At 67.1% G+C, this 13,959-nt stretch carries 11 protein-coding genes; 7 read left to right on the plus strand and 4 right to left on the minus strand.

Translation table 11 applies throughout. The annotated features are described in order from the left end of the window. Nucleotides 1–100: 100 nt before the first annotated feature. The 4 genes from LGR64_RS10805 to LGR64_RS10820 are packed head-to-tail and all read left to right on the plus strand — an operon-like array spanning nucleotide 101 to nucleotide 6,280. The gene (locus tag LGR64_RS10805) at nucleotides 101–3,634 is read left to right on the plus strand and encodes a response regulator (RefSeq protein WP_230355412.1); all 3,534 of its coding nucleotides are present in this window, start codon (nucleotides 101–103) and stop codon (nucleotides 3,632–3,634) included. Nucleotides 3,635–3,647: 13 nt separating this feature from the next. Beyond that, a complete protein-coding gene (locus LGR64_RS10810) occupies nucleotides 3,648–4,487 on the plus strand; it encodes a CheR family methyltransferase (RefSeq protein ID WP_012205655.1) in 840 nt (279 codons plus the stop codon). Continuing rightward, nucleotides 4,487–5,101 carry a chemotaxis protein CheB gene (locus LGR64_RS10815; protein ID WP_063326060.1) on the plus strand — a complete coding sequence of 205 codons (615 nt, stop codon included), beginning with the start codon at nucleotides 4,487–4,489 and terminating at the stop codon, nucleotides 5,099–5,101. The genes LGR64_RS10810 and LGR64_RS10815 overlap by 1 nt, the downstream gene beginning before the upstream one ends. Before the next feature lie 48 nt (nucleotides 5,102–5,149). Next, complete coding sequence (locus LGR64_RS10820) at nucleotides 5,150–6,280, plus strand: hybrid sensor histidine kinase/response regulator (RefSeq protein WP_034393830.1); 1,131 nt, start codon at nucleotides 5,150–5,152, stop codon at nucleotides 6,278–6,280. 35 nt (nucleotides 6,281–6,315) lie between these two features. Here the strand turns inward: LGR64_RS10820 and LGR64_RS10825 are convergent, their stop codons facing one another. The 4 genes from LGR64_RS10825 to LGR64_RS10840 form a co-directional block, all read right to left on the minus strand. Continuing rightward, a complete protein-coding gene (locus LGR64_RS10825) occupies nucleotides 6,316–6,684 on the minus strand; it encodes a response regulator (protein WP_012205652.1) in 369 nt (122 codons plus the stop codon). Between the two features lie 184 nt (nucleotides 6,685–6,868). Beyond that, complete coding sequence (locus LGR64_RS10830) at nucleotides 6,869–7,684, minus strand: metallophosphoesterase family protein (protein WP_141831960.1); 816 nt, start codon at nucleotides 7,682–7,684, stop codon at nucleotides 6,869–6,871. A gap of 23 nt (nucleotides 7,685–7,707) precedes the next feature. Then, nucleotides 7,708–8,715 carry a diacylglycerol/lipid kinase family protein gene (locus LGR64_RS10835; protein ID WP_088164715.1) on the minus strand — a complete coding sequence of 336 codons (1,008 nt, stop codon included), beginning with the start codon at nucleotides 8,713–8,715 and terminating at the stop codon, nucleotides 7,708–7,710. A 157-nt stretch (nucleotides 8,716–8,872) separates the two neighbouring features. Further along, nucleotides 8,873–11,506 carry a bifunctional diguanylate cyclase/phosphodiesterase gene (locus LGR64_RS10840; protein WP_141831962.1) on the minus strand — a complete coding sequence of 878 codons (2,634 nt, stop codon included), beginning with the start codon at nucleotides 11,504–11,506 and terminating at the stop codon, nucleotides 8,873–8,875. Between the two features lie 441 nt (nucleotides 11,507–11,947). Between LGR64_RS10840 and LGR64_RS10845 the strand changes: the two genes are divergently transcribed. The 3 genes from LGR64_RS10845 to LGR64_RS10855 all read left to right on the plus strand — a co-directional run bounded on the left by LGR64_RS10845 (nucleotide 11,948) and on the right by LGR64_RS10855 (nucleotide 13,931). Further along, nucleotides 11,948–12,436 carry a YjfI family protein gene (locus LGR64_RS10845; RefSeq protein ID WP_230355413.1) on the plus strand — a complete coding sequence of 163 codons (489 nt, stop codon included), beginning with the start codon at nucleotides 11,948–11,950 and terminating at the stop codon, nucleotides 12,434–12,436. Nucleotides 12,437–12,477: 41 nt separating this feature from the next. Next, nucleotides 12,478–13,188, plus strand: a complete 711-nt coding sequence (locus LGR64_RS10850) for a PspA/IM30 family protein (RefSeq protein ID WP_012205647.1) — start codon at nucleotides 12,478–12,480, stop codon at nucleotides 13,186–13,188. Between the two features lie 74 nt (nucleotides 13,189–13,262). Beyond that, a complete protein-coding gene (locus tag LGR64_RS10855; protein WP_013802385.1) occupies nucleotides 13,263–13,931 on the plus strand; it encodes a hypothetical protein in 669 nt (222 codons plus the stop codon). Nucleotides 13,932–13,959 lie beyond the last annotated feature (28 nt).

Here is a 13,959-nt window from a genome sequence, read left to right on the forward strand (position 1 = left end):
GGACTGCGGCGGAGTGTGGTCGAGTGCTGCCGAGGGCTGCGCAAAACCGTTACAGTCCCTGGCGGATTCCTTCGTCCATTTCCGCCAGAAATTCCACTGCATGCCACGATCTTCCAGCCACCAGACCACCCAGCGCTTTGCCATTCCATGGACGCTTGTTGCAGGCTTTGGTGCAGCGGCCCTGGCCACCCTGGTCATCGCCTTCGTCAATTTCCGGGCGTCCGAGGCGCGGGGCCAGGCCGTGAATGCCATGGACCGCACGACGCTGGCCATGCGCCAGCTCAGCCAGCTCAATGCCTCGCTCAAGGATGCCGAAACCGGGCAGCGGGGCTTTCTGCTGACGGGTGACCAAGCCTATCTGCAGCCCTACCAGCAGGCGCGCGATGTGCTGCAAAAGCAGCTGGAGGCGCTCAAGGAGCGCACGTCCAGCGACTCCGTCCAGCACCGGCTGCTGGACCAGATCGAGGACATCTCGACCCAGAAGCTGCGCGAGCTGCAGGAAACCATAGACTTGCGCAAGGCCGGCGACCTGGACGCCGCCATGGCCCTGGTGCGCCTGGACGTGGGCAAGAACGCCATGGACCGGCTGCGCGAGCTGATCGATGATCTCTACACCCGCCAGACCCGTGAGCTGGAGCAGCGCCGCCAGCTGTGGGTGGAGGCATCCACCACCTCGACGTACTACTCCTGGGGCGGCTCCCTCATCTTGCTGGGCCTGATCCTGGCATCGGCCGCGCTGACGGTGCGCGAGTACCGCGTCAAGGCGCGCCAGTCGTGGGTGACGTCCGGTCTGTCCGGCCTGGGCCAGCAGTTGCAGGGCGACCGCCGGCTGGAAGACCTGGGCCAAAAGGCACTGGAATATCTGGCCACCTACCTGCGCGCCGAGGTGGGCGCCGGCTATGTGGTGGACTGCGCCGACGGCGGTCTGCGCCTGTTCGGCGGCTATGCCTTGCCGCGCGAGCGCCTGCAGCACAAGCTGCTGCCGGGCGAGGGACTGGCGGGCCAGGCGGTCGCCTCGCGCAAGCTGCTGCATGTCAGGGACGTGCCCGCGCAGCACCTGCCGATTTCCTCGGGCACCGGCCAGTCCAGCCCGTTGCAGCTGATGGTGGCGCCCGCCTTGGAGAACGGCGAAGTGTTCGCCGTCATCGAACTGGGCTTTCTGCGCGGGGTGAGCGAGGCAGAGCGCAGCCTGCTGGAGCGGGCGTCCGAAATGCTGGCCGTGGCCATCCGCTCGGGCCTGGACCGTTCGCGCCTCGAGACCTTGCTGGAAGAAACGCGCCGCCAGTCGGAAGAGCTGCAGGCCCAGCAGGAAGAGCTGCGAGTGAGCAACGAGGAGCTGGAGCAGCAAAGCCGCATCCTGCAGGAGTCGCAGACGCAGATGGAGCACCAGCAAAGCGAGCTGGAGCAGACCAATGCCCATCTGGAGGAGCAGACCCAGCAGCTGGAGTACCAGCGCGAGCAACTGCTGCGCGCCCAGGGTGCGCTGACCGACAAGGCGCACGAGCTGGAGCTGGCCAGCCAGTACAAGAGCGAGTTCCTGGCCAACATGAGCCACGAGCTGCGCACGCCGCTGAATTCCACGCTGATCCTCGCCAAGCTGCTGGCCGACAACAAGCCCGGCAACCTGCAGGCCGATCAGGTCAAGTACGCACAGACCATTCATGCGGCGGGCAGCGACCTGCTGGCGCTGATCAACGACATCCTGGACCTGTCCAAGATCGAGGCCGGCCAGGTCAGCGTCCTGGTGGAGCCCATGACCATCGCCACCGCCTTGCAGGCGCTGATGGAGCCGCTGCGCCCCATCGCCCGCGAAAAAGGCCTGGAGCTGACATGGACGGTGGACCCCGGCGTGCCGGCCTCCATGCAGACCGACCCCATGCGGCTGGCCCAGGTGCTCAAGAACCTGCTGTCCAACGCGCTCAAGTTCACGGCCAAGGGCTCGGTCGGCCTGCAGGTGTCCCGCGTGCCTGGGGGCATGCTGGCGTTTGCCGTGCGCGATACCGGCATCGGCATTGCCGAGCAACAGCAGCAATTCATCTTCGATGCCTTCCGCCAGGCGGACGGCAGCACGCATCGCAAGTTCGGCGGAACGGGCCTGGGCCTGTCGATCTCACGTGATCTTGCCGGGCTGCTGGGCGGCACGCTGACCGTCTCCAGCATGCCGGGGCAGGGCAGCGTGTTCACGCTGACCGTGCCTGTGATCCTGGAGCTGGTGGAGCCTGGCCAGGCCTTGGCTGCCGCGCCGCTGCCCCGTCCGGCGCGGGAATCTCTGGCGAATGCGCAGACGCAGGTGCCGGTGTCATCGCCCGCGTCCGTGCCCGCCGTCGCTTCGGCCCATGTCGCGCCGGCTGCCCCCGCGTTCGCGCCGGCCATGTCGCCAGCCATGTCTGCGCCGATGCTGTCGCCTACTTCGTCCGCCGCGGACGCCCTGCGAAAGAGCGGGCAGAGCGGGCGCCGCATCCTCGTCATCGAGGACGATCGGCGCTTTGCCGACATTCTTTCCGAGCTCGCGCGCGAGATGGATTTCGAATGCGATGTCGCCAACACCGCGTCCGACGGCCTGGCCATGGCGGCAAGCAACCAGCCCAACGCCATCGTGCTGGACATCAACCTGCCCGATTTCTCGGGCCTGGGCGTGCTGGACCAGCTCAAGCGCAACCCCGTCACGCGCCACATTCCCGTGCACGTGGTCTCGGTGGCCGACTATTCGCAGGAGGCCATGGGACGCGGCGCCGTGGGCTACGCGCTCAAGCCCGTCAAGCGCGAGGAACTGGTCCATGCCCTGAAGCGGCTGGAGGCCAAGTTCACCCAGGACCTGCGCCGCGTGCTGGTGGTGGAGGACGACGAGCGCCAGCGCGAGAGCGTGCGCCACCTGCTCAGCCGCAGCGACGTGGACATCGTCTGCGCGGGCACGGCGGCGGCGGCGCTGGAACATCTGCGCGGCGCCACCTTCGACTGCATGGTGATGGACCTGAACCTGCCCGACATCAGCGGCTACGAGCTGCTGCAGCGCATGACGGACCAGGACGATGTTTCCTTCCCGCCTGTCATCGTCTACACGGGCCGCGCGCTCTCGCGCGATGAAGAGCAGCAGCTGCGGCGCTTTTCCAAGTCCATCATCATCAAGGACGCGCGCTCGCCCGAGCGCCTGCTCGACGAGGTCACGCTGTTCCTGCACCAGGTGGAGTCCGAGCTGTCGGCCGAGCACCGCCAGATGCTGCAGGTGGCGCGCAGCCGCGAGTCGGCGCTGGAAGGGCGCACGGTGCTGGTGGTGGAGGACGATGTGCGCAATGTGTTCGCGCTGTCCAGCATCCTGGAGCCCACGGGCATCCGCGTGGAGATCGCGCGCAACGGGCGCGAGGCGTTGGAAACCCTGGAAGCGCGGGGCACGGCGCAGGCCGGCATCGACCTGGTCCTGATGGACATCATGATGCCCGAGATGGACGGCTACACCGCCATGCGCGAGATCCGCAACCGCCCGCAATGGCGCCGCCTGCCCATCATCGCCCTGACCGCCAAGGCCATGAAGGACGACCAGGAGAAATGCCTGGCCGCCGGTGCCAACGACTACATCGCCAAGCCGCTGGACGTGGAGAAGCTGCTGTCGCTGGTGCGGGTGTGGATGCCCAAGTAGCAAGGAGGACGCGATGCCTCAGCTGAAAAAAGCCCGCACCGCCGACATCGAGCAGCGCCTGCTGATCGATGCCATCTACCACCGCTACCACTACGACTTCCGGGGCTACGCCCAGGCCTCGCTCAAGCGGCGCCTGCAGTCGGCCCTGGTGCAGTTCGACTGCAAGACGCTGTCGCAGCTGCAGGACCGTGTGCTGCACGATACAAGCGTGTTCCCGGCCCTGCTCGAGTACCTCACGGTCCAGGTCAGCGACATGTTCCGCGACCCGACCTACTTCCGCTCGCTGCGCACCGAGGTCGTGCCGCTGCTGCGCACCTATCCCTCGCTCAAGGTCTGGGTGGCCGGCTGCAGCGCGGGCGAAGAGGTGTATTCGCTGGCCATCCTGCTGCATGAAGAGGGCCTGCTGGACCGCACCCTGATCTACGCCACCGACATCAATCCCCATGCGCTGAAGGCGGCAGAGCAGGGCGTGTTCGACATGGCGCGAGTGGCGGCATTCACCGACAACCATGCGCGCTCGGGCGGGCACAGCTCGCTGTCGCACTACTACACGGCGCGCTATGGCCGTGTGGTCTTCGACAAGGGGCTGCGCGAGCACATGGTGTTCTCCGACCACAGCTTGGCCACCGACAGCGTGTTCGCCGAGATGCACCTGGTGTCCTGCCGCAACGTGCTGATCTATTTCGAGCGCGAGCTGCAGGACCGGGCGCTGGGCCTGTTCCGCGATGCGCTGTGCCATCGCGGGTTCCTGGGGTTGGGCTCCAAGGAGTCGCTGCGGTTTTCAGGACATTCGGAGGCCTTCGAGGACTTCGTGCTCGAAGACCGCATCTACCGCAAGAGGGCCGGGCTGTGATGCCCGCGACCACGAACACACCCGCCTCCGACGCCGCCACAGCCTACGAGGCCATCGTGATCGGCGGCTCGGCCGGCGCGCTTGATGCGCTGTCCGTGGTGCTGCCCACGCTGCCCGCCAGCCTGCGCGCTTCGGTGCTGGTGGTACTGCACCTGCCGCGCGACCGGCGCAGCCTGCTGGGCCAGCTTTTCGGGCCGCGCTGCGCCCTGCCGGTGCGCGAGGTGCAGGACCAGCAATGGCTGGAGCCGGGCTGCCTGTACTTTGCGCCGGCCGACTACCACCTGCTGGTGGACAGCGGGCCCAGGCTGGCGCTGTCGCTGGATGCGCCCTGGCATTTTTCGCGGCCCTCGATCGATGTGCTGTTCGAGTCGGCTGCCGACTGCTATGGCGAGCGCCTGCTGGCCGTGCTGCTGTCCGGCGCCAACGAGGATGGAGCCCAGGGCATGGCCAGCGTGCACGCGGCCGGCGGCCTGGCGGTGGTGCAGTCGCCAGACAGTGCCGCAATGCAGGCCATGCCGCGGGCGGCTCTGGCCCGCGTGCCACAGGCCCAGGTGCTGGCGCCGCAGGGCATTGCCGCCCTCATCGCATCGCTGCACGGCCAGGGGAGGCTTTGAATGTCCATTCAGCGCGCTCCCACCAGACAAAATACCGAGAGAGAATCCATGTCCCAAACAGATCGCGTCAAATGCCTGATCGTCGATGACATTGCCGAGAATCTGATCGCCATCGAAGCGCTGCTGCAGCGCGACGGCATCGAGTTCCTCAAGGCGCATTCCGGCCCCGAGGCGCTGGAGCTTTTGCTCGACCATGGCGATGTGGCGCTGGCCCTGCTGGACGTGCAGATGCCCGAGATGAACGGCTTCGAACTGGCCGAGTTGATACGCGGCAGCGAGCGCACGCGCCACATCCCGCTCATCTTCATGACGGCCGGCTCGCGCGAGCACAACTGGCAATTCCGCGGCTACGAAAGCGGCGCCGTGGACTTTCTGTACAAGCCCATCGACCCGCACATGCTGACCACCAAGGCCAACGTGTTCTTCGAGCTGCACCAGCGCAAGCAGGCGCTGGCCCAGCAGCTGCAGGAGCGCACCGAGGCGCTGCGCATCAACGAGATGTTCATGGCCGTGCTCAGCCACGACCTGCGTACGCCGCTGCAGTCCATCAAGGCGGCGGCCACCGTGCTCACGCGCCAGCCCGATCCCGGCAAGGTGGCCAACATGGCCGAGCGCATGCTCAGCAGCAGCCAGCGCATGTCGCGCATGATCGAGGATCTGCTGGACGTGACCCGCATCCGCCAGGCAGAAGGCCTGCCGCTGTCGCCTCAGCCGGCCAGCCTGCAGACGCTGCTGCAGCGCACGCTGCAGGAGGTGGAGACGGGCTTCCCGGAGCGGCGCCTGGAAAGCGAGATGCTGGGCAATCTGGAAGGTATCTGGGATGGCGAACGCCTGTGCCAGGTGCTGACCAACCTGCTGGGCAATGCCATGCACCACGGAGATCCCGCGCAGCCGGTGCAGGTGACGGCCGATGGCCGCCAGGACGATCGCGTGTCCATCACGGTGCGCAACGGCGGCACCATTCCCGCCGAACTGCTGCCCACGCTGTTCAACCCGTTTCGCGGTGGTGAACGCCGGCCCGGCCAGCACCAGGGACTGGGCCTGGGGCTGTTCATTGCGCACCAGATCGTGCGTTCGCACGGCGGGCGCATCGATGTGCGCTCCGCCGACGGAGTGACCAGCTTCAGGGTGGAGTTGCCGCGCGAGGCGGCGGTGGGAGGCTCCAAGGCCGTGCTGTGACGGCGGGAGCCGGGGGGCGCGAAAGCGCGAACGCTTCAGTGGGCTGGGTTGCCGAGCGCTTCCTGGATGGAGTCCAGCAGCGTCTCCAGGTCCTCGATTTCGAAGGGCTTGAGCAGGGTCCGCACATGGGGGCCCCAGGCCGTGGGGTAGGGGCCCAGGTCGTAGCCGGAGCACAGGATGATCCAGCGCTGCGCATCGGCCTCCAGCAGCTGCCGCGCCAGGTCGGTGCCTGACAGGCCGGGCAGGCTGACATCGGAAACCACCACGTCGAAAGGCTGGGCCGCATCCAGTTCCAGGGCCTGCTCGGCGGTGGCGCAACTGGTCACGAAGCGTGATTCGCTCTCCATCAGCAGGCCAATGGTTTCGCGCAGGTCGGCATTGTCTTCAACGTACAGGATTCGCATATCTCTTTGTTGCAGTGCATCATGCTGCTATCAAAAAAGCAGCATTGACGAGGGCTGATCATCCACACCCTCGGGCGGCCATCGCGTAGGACAGCATGCAAACTTTTCTGCCGCCGCCTGCGTGGAGCCGAGGTTGTGGATTGTGCAATACAACAAAGAACGCCAGAGCAAGGCTTGCGCGCGTTCAGCGGGTGGAGGCCTGCGGCGGGTCCAGAACATGCTTTTGCACGGGCAGGAATTCATCCGCCTGCCGTGAATAGTCCCAGCGCGTGAGCTCTCGGCGCCAGGCCGGGCCCTGTCCAGCCGAGTCCTCCTGCTGCTCCAGCGTGAAAAGGCTGTTGGGCGCATGCGCGCGCAGCCGCAGCGATACCGCAGTGCCCGCCTGCGCCGCCCACAGCCCCGGTAGCGGCTGGACCAGGCCGGGGTCATGTCCATGGCCTGACAGCACCAACTGCGCTCCGGCGTCGCGCCAGGCCGCCAGGGCCGTTGCCGCGCGGTGCGGGCGGTGGCTGCGGTCCTGCGCATGGGCGGCTGCCAGCGGGTGGTGGCCGACCACAATGCGCCAGTCGCCAGGGCTGGCCTGCGCCAGCCTTTGGGCCACCTGCCGAATCTGGCTGACCGACAGGCTGCCGCGCTGGTGGCGCCACCAGCGCGTGGTGTCCACGCCAATCACGCAAAAGCCCTGTTCTGCGCACCAGGGCTGCAGTTCGGCACTGATCCAGCGGGCGTAGCGATCATGGGCATGGCCGCCCAGTCGCTCCCACCAGGCAAGCAACGGCAGATCGTGGTTGCCCGGCACAACCAGGCGGCGCGGTACGGGAAGGGCATCGAGAAACTCGCGCGCCTGGGCAAACTGCGCGGCCGTGGCACGCTGGGTCAGGTCGCCGGAGACCACCAGCAGCGCCACGGGCAGACGTGCGGCCAGTCTTGCCGCGGCGGCGCACACGGCCGGATCGTGGGCGCCGAAATGCAGGTCCGACATATGCATGAGCAAAGCCATGGGCGTTCCTTGTCCCTTGATGATCAGGAGGAGGGCCCGGCCTCGCCCGGCACGACCAGCCACAGCGGCTTATCGCCCAGGCGAAAACGAATGGGCGGGGCCATCCATTCGCGCTCGCCATCAAAGGCCACCTTCAGGCGCCGCGGGCGCCGACCTGCGGGCTCTGCCACCAGCTCGGTGCAGGCCAGGCTGGCCACCGCATCGTCCTGCGCCAGCCGTCCCAACACGGCATTCCAGACCACGCGCGCCGGGGCCTCGCTGGCCTGCGGCAGCAGCAGCACGGCGGCCAGGTGCTGGCCGTCGGCCACGGCGCGGGCTTCGGCAATGCCCACGCGCTCCAGCTGCATCGGGTTGTTGCCCACGAACAGTGTGCTGGCCAGGTGCTCCTGCTGCTGCAGCGGCGCCTGGCGGTCAGAGCGCAGGGCGATGCGCCAGCGGCGCGCGCTGCCACCGCGAAGAATGCTCCAGATGGAGGCCGCAATGGCCACCAGCCGCGTGCGGCCAAAGCGTGTGGACGCGCGCTCGCGTTCGTCCAGCAGGCGCGGGTACAGGCCCAGGCTGGCGTTCACCAGAAACAGCCGTTCGTTGACCAGGCCCACGTTCACGGGCCGCATCTGGCCGGCCTGCAATGCCTGAAGAATGTCCTGCACGGCCTGGGCGGGGTCCAGCGACAGCGCCTGCTCGCGGGCGAAGTAGTTGAAGGTGCCCAGCGGAACCACGCCCATGGGCACGCCCCGCGCCCAGGCTGCGGCGGCCACCGCATTGATGGTGCCGTCACCGCCGGCGGCCACGACCAGGCCGCCATCCTGGCTGGCCCTGTCCACGGCGCGGGCGGCCAGGTGCACGATGTCGGCGCGTGCGCCAGGCACATGCCACTGCACGCTGCGCTGCTGCAGCGCGGGCACGCTGGTGAGGCGGGCGCGCAGCTGTTCCAGGTCGGCGCCTGGGCGCAGGGGCACGATCAGGTGGATGGGGCCGGCGGGGTCCAGACGGGGCGGGGGCGGCTGGCTCTCGGAATAGGTGGGCGTCATGGAAGGCGGGAGGCTGGAACAGGCGCCGATTGTTTCGTGGATTGCACCTGCATGTGCACCGGATCATGCAAGCGACACACGTCAGCCAAAGCCGACAGGCAGGGCACCACAAGGCAGCAGTGGATCACCAGCGGCTCGTCAGCGTCTCACTGGTGGTTCACTCGTGCCAGGGAGATCGGTACTCCAGCATCTGCGCCAGCGGCACCGGCCGCTCGAACAGATAGCCCTGTGCATGCTCGCAGCCCAGCGCGTGCAGCAGCCTGGCCTGGGCCTGCTCCTCCACGCCTTCGGCCACGACCTTGACGCCAAAGCCCTGGGCGATGCGCAGCACGGCGGTCACGATGGACTTGTCGGATTCGGACTCCGGCAACTGGCCGACGAAGCTCTGGTCGATCTTGATGCAGTCAAAGCGCAGGCGGCTGAGATAGGCAAGGGAGGAGTAGCCGGTGCCGAAGTCGTCAATGGCGATCTTCACGCCCAGCGCGCGGATGGCGGCAATGCGCTGCAGCGTGGCGTCGCTGTCGTCCAGCAGCATGGACTCCGTCAGCTCCAGGGTCAGCAACCGGGCGGGCAGGCCGCTGGTGGCCAGTGCCTGCTCCAGCGTGGAGGCGAAGTCGGACTGGATGAGCTCGCGTGCCGACATGTTGACGTGCAGCTCGAAGTCGGCGGGCAGCCGGGGCAGGTGGGAGGCGATGTCGTGCGCCGCCGTGCGCAGCACCCATTCGCCCACGCTCAGGATCAGGTCCGACTCCTCGGCCACCGGAATGAAGACGCCGGGCGGCACCATGCCGCGCGTCGGGCTGTTCCAGCGCACCAGGGCCTCGGCGCCGACCATGCTGCCCGTGGCCAGGTCCACCACGGGCTGGTAGAACACGCGCAGCTCGTTGCGCTCCAGCGCCTGGCGCAGCTCCATGGCCAGCTGCGTGCGGCCCAGCATCTTCTGCGCCAGGCTGGGCTCGAACAGCAGGAACGGGTGCGAGCCGCGCTGCGCCTCACCCAGCGCAATGCTGGCGTTGCGCAGCCACTCGGGCAGCGCGCCCGGCAGCAGCTCGCCGCTGACGGCGCCCGCGCAGGCGCGCAGCACGATGTCGTCCTTGCCCACGGAAAATGGCTGGTCGAAGATTTCCAGCAGATGGCGGCATTTGTCCTGCATCTGCTGCGGCGTGCAGTCATGCAGCCACAGCATGGCGAACTCGTTGCTGGCCGTGCGCGCCAGCAGGGCAGGAAACTGCAGATGGTGGTTGCGCAGCCGCTCGGCCACGGCCCGCAGCAGCTGCTCGCCCGTGCCGTGGCCCACATCGTCGCGGACGCTGCGGAAATTCTGCAGCTCCAGCAGGCACAGCGCGGCAGGGCAGGGCGTGTTGGCGGCTGCCGCCGCATCGGCCTGCTCGATCAGGCCGGCGCGCGTGAGCAGCTGCGTCAGGCTGTCGTACTGCAGCAGGGTGCGCATGTGCTCGAAGGATTCCTGCAGCCGCTGCGCCATGTTGTGGAAGGCCGAAACCAGGGACGATGTCTCGACCAGGGACGTATCCGGCAGTGCCCCTACCGCGCTCCAGTCGCCCTTGGCCAGGCGGTTGGCCGCATCGGCCGTCACCGCCAGGGGGCGCAGCGCCCGGCGCAGGCACCACACGCCCAGCCCCAGTCCCAGCAAGGCCAGGCCGAAAGCGAGGACCAGCGCATGTCGGCTGTCCGCCCGCATGCTGCTGACCAGATCGGATTCGGGCTGCAGCACCAGGATCCGCCAGTCGATGCCGCGTCCATCGTGGAATGCGGTGACCTGGCCGTGGTAGATCTGCCCCTGTTCCTTGAAGCTCAGGTTGATGGTGTTCTCGGGGCCCGCTGGCGCCGATGAATCCGCGCTCAGATGCGCAGGCAACAGGGCGGCCAGGCTGCGCAGCGCAAGATCGGGACTTTCGGACAGCCGCAGGCGCACGGGTGGGTCATAGGGGCCTTCGCGCCGTTTCAGCACCGACAGCTCGGACGAGTGCGCCACCATGTAGCCCTGTGCGTCGACCACGGCGATATGGCCGTTGCCACGCAAGGGCTCGTCGCGCAGAAAGCGGTTCATGCTGCTCAGCCGCACATCGGCGGCCACCACGCCGGCCAGCTGGCCGGACACCCGCACGGACGTGGATGCGGAAATCGTGGTGTCGCCCCGGTCGCCAGTCACCGTGTAGATGGGCGACCAGTGCGGGCCGTCTTTGTGGATGGCAGGCTGGTACCAGGGGCGCACGCGGGGGTCGTAGCCGGCAAGGCTGGACATGGGCGGGCCGGGCTCCAGCCCCTCGAAGATCTGCAGGGCGCCCTGGGTGCTGCGGTCCTGAAGAATCAGGCGGTAGCGGCCATCAGGCTCCAGCCGCACCCCCGTGTATTCACCTTGTGCGCCGCCAAAGCTCAACAGGCTGATCTGGTGGTGCTGGGCATACAGCTCGGTGAATGAGCGCGCCAGATAGCCATAGATGGGACGCAGGTCGCCGGGGGTGTAGAGCGCCTGCCGGGCCACGGTCTCGGCCAGGGCCTGCTGCACGCGCAGCGGGGTCTCCAGGTAATCGGCCAATTGGTGGCGCGTGGTGGTGGACAGGGAGTCGAGCAGCCGCAGGCTTTCGCGGTTGATGAGTTGGTCCACCTGGCGCTGCTGCCATGCCGCCAATAGCCCGGCCGTGACCACGAACACCGCTATGAAGGGGGCTGTGACTGCCGTGCGAAGTGAGAGCCTGAAGGCGGGCATGCAGAGGTTTCCGTAGCGTGCGCCAGGCAGCCAAGGGCCGGATCTGCCTGCGACAGCGGCCATTGTGCAGTGCCTTCGCAGCCCTGCACCGCCGCCGAAGCAGTCCGCGCCTGGGCGCTCCCTTGGTTGATAGGGAAATTTGTTGATAAATGGTTTTCGGTAGAAAAAACGAATTCTTGATGGCGATTTACCAGAACGCAAAGGCCGGGTCGGGGCCTGCGCAAAGCCGGCCATTGCGCCACTCGGTTTACATATCCGTTTACAAATTGATCTCCATTACATGTAGACATCACATGTAATGACCGCTATGGTATCCGCATGGAACAAAAGACATCAGCCCATTACCAGCGCCTGCACCGGCAACGGCTGCGCGAACAGGGGCTGGTGAAAAAGGAGGTCTGGATTCTTCCAGAGTACGGCGCGGCATTGCAGCAATTGGAAAAGCAAATGCGCATGCCGGGATTGCAACCGGAATCAATGGTTCTCATCCACAAGGAGGGCGGCATGGACAACAGCAGACAGGCATATCGGGATATTCACGCCTTGGCGGGCGATCTGCAGCAATCGGCACTGGTGCAGGGCGGCCGGCTCCATATCGAGGTGCTGGAAGGCGCAGACGCAAGTTTGCTGGTCAGCCTGCCCGAATTCGGCGATCTGCCCGTGCATGTGGCGCTTTCGGGCGACCAATTGGTGGTGGAGGCCTTTCTGTGGCCCGCCGACCAGGTGCACGACCGCGCCGGTCTCAACGAGCAGATGCTGCGCCTGCAAAAACTGTTTCCCTTCACCACGATGGCGCTGGAACCCCAAGCCCATGGCGGCGAGGGCTATGTAATGTTCGCCGCCCTGCACGCCAGCAGCAGCGAGGGCGACATCATTGCCGAGATCCTGACCCTGGCCGACAGCGTCATCCAGGCCACCGAGGCGCTGGCCCACTACCTGACGCCGTTGCCCGCACCCACATCCGCACCCGCACCCGCATCCGCGCAGGCCTGAAGCCCCGCCCGTTGAAGACACTGAGCCCCTAGGAGATCATCATGACCATCTGGAACAAGCTGGTGACAGCGTTGCGCGGCGCCGCCCACGAGGCCGGCGAGGCGGTGACCGACAGCCAGGCCCTGCGCATCCTGGACCAGGAAATCCGCGATGCCGACAGCGACCTGAACAAGTCCAAGGAAGCGCTGGCCGACATCATGGCCAAGCAAAAGCTGGCGGCCGGCAAGCTCAAGCAGACCCAGGAACGCATTGCCGAGTACGAGGGCTATGCCGTCAAGGCGCTGGACACCAGTGACGAGGCGCTGGCGCTGGAAGTTGCCGGCAAGGTCTCCGTGCTGGAGACACAGCGCGACGAGGAGCAATCCCAGCTGGACGCCTACACGCAAAGCGTGGAGCAGCTGCGCGTGGCCATACAGACGGCGCAAACGCATATCAAGCGCCTCAAGCAGCAGGCCGACACGGTCAAGGCCACGGAAAGCGTGCAGCGCGCCCAGGCCACGGTGGCCGGCCGCTACGCAGGCTCGCAGACGCGCGTGCAAAGCGCGCTGGATTCTCTGGAGCGCATCAAGCAAAAGCAGGCCGAGCGCGGTGCGCGCATGGAAAGCGCGGCCGAGCTGGCGCGCGACAGCAGCGAAGACGCGCTGGATGCCAAGCTGCGCGCTGCCGGCATCACGCCCCAGGCGGGCAATGCGCAATCGGTGCTGGAACGCCTGAAGGCGCAGCGCGCCGCAACTGGCGGAAAAAACGCTTGATGCGCGGCCGTTGTCCAGGCAGGCACTGCCAGGCCTGCCGCCTCGGCTGCCGGATTTGAGGGGAGGGGAAAAACATGTCTGCGTTCCTGCAATACGCGTTTGGCTTTCCGACTTTCATCTTTGGCGCCTTGCTGCTGTTCATGCTGCTGTACTGGCTGATCGCCATGCTGGGCCTGCTGGAGGTGGACTCGCTGGACCACTGGGTGCTGTTCGACGGCAGCGACCATGCGCACGGCGTGGAGCATTCGGTCAGCGCGCTGGCCGGGCTGCTGCTCAAGGTGGGCCTGGGCGGCATTCCGCTCACGGTCATCCTCACCGCGCTGTTCCTGATGTCCTGGCTGGCCTCGTATGTGCTGTGCCATTTCGTGCCCATGCCCCAGGGCTGGACCCTGGTGAACCTGCTGACCGGCTCCCTGGTGGCAGCGGCAGCCATGGTGCTGGGCTTTGCCGCCACCGTGCTGCTGCTGCGCCCGCTGCGGGGCATCGTCAACAAGGTGGCGCCTGCAGAGGAGCCCAAGGTGCTGCTGGGCCGCACCGGCCTGGTGCGCAGCGCCGTGGTGGACGGCACGCAGGGCTACGGCAGTGTCGAGGACGGCGGCGCAGGCCTGAACGTGCAGATGCGCTCGCCCGAGCGCGCACTGGGCCGGGGCACCGAGATCGTGCTCATCGAGCACCTGCCCGAGCACAACGCCTGGCGCGTGGTCAGCAAGGCCGAGTTCGACGGCACCGAGCTGCCGCGCTAGTTCCGGTATTCCCACAAGGCTCGAGCGT

It is taken from the genome of Delftia sp. Lp-1, from assembly GCF_020523835.1.
Classification (GTDB): domain Bacteria; phylum Pseudomonadota; class Gammaproteobacteria; order Burkholderiales; family Burkholderiaceae_C; genus Comamonas; species Comamonas acidovorans.

Coding starts and splice junctions, on each gene's coding strand:
- LGR64_RS10835 (WP_088164715.1), bottom strand. CDS start 8,715: ATGACGCCCACCTATTCCGAGAGCCAGCCGCCCCCGCCCCGTCTGGAC.
- LGR64_RS10840 (WP_141831962.1), bottom strand. CDS start 11,506: ATGGCCGCTGTCGCAGGCAGATCCGGCCCTTGGCTGCCTGGCGCACGC.
- LGR64_RS10815 (WP_063326060.1), top strand. CDS start 4,487: ATGCCCGCGACCACGAACACACCCGCCTCCGACGCCGCCACAGCCTAC.
- LGR64_RS10855 (WP_013802385.1), top strand. CDS start 13,263: ATGTCTGCGTTCCTGCAATACGCGTTTGGCTTTCCGACTTTCATCTTT.
- LGR64_RS10805 (WP_230355412.1), top strand. CDS start 101: ATGCCACGATCTTCCAGCCACCAGACCACCCAGCGCTTTGCCATTCCA.
- LGR64_RS10825 (WP_012205652.1), bottom strand. CDS start 6,684: ATGCGAATCCTGTACGTTGAAGACAATGCCGACCTGCGCGAAACCATT.
- LGR64_RS10845 (WP_230355413.1), top strand. CDS start 11,948: ATGGACAACAGCAGACAGGCATATCGGGATATTCACGCCTTGGCGGGC.
- LGR64_RS10820 (WP_034393830.1), top strand. CDS start 5,150: ATGTCCCAAACAGATCGCGTCAAATGCCTGATCGTCGATGACATTGCC.
- LGR64_RS10830 (WP_141831960.1), bottom strand. CDS start 7,684: ATGGCTTTGCTCATGCATATGTCGGACCTGCATTTCGGCGCCCACGAT.
- LGR64_RS10810 (WP_012205655.1), top strand. CDS start 3,648: ATGCCTCAGCTGAAAAAAGCCCGCACCGCCGACATCGAGCAGCGCCTG.
- LGR64_RS10850 (WP_012205647.1), top strand. CDS start 12,478: ATGACCATCTGGAACAAGCTGGTGACAGCGTTGCGCGGCGCCGCCCAC.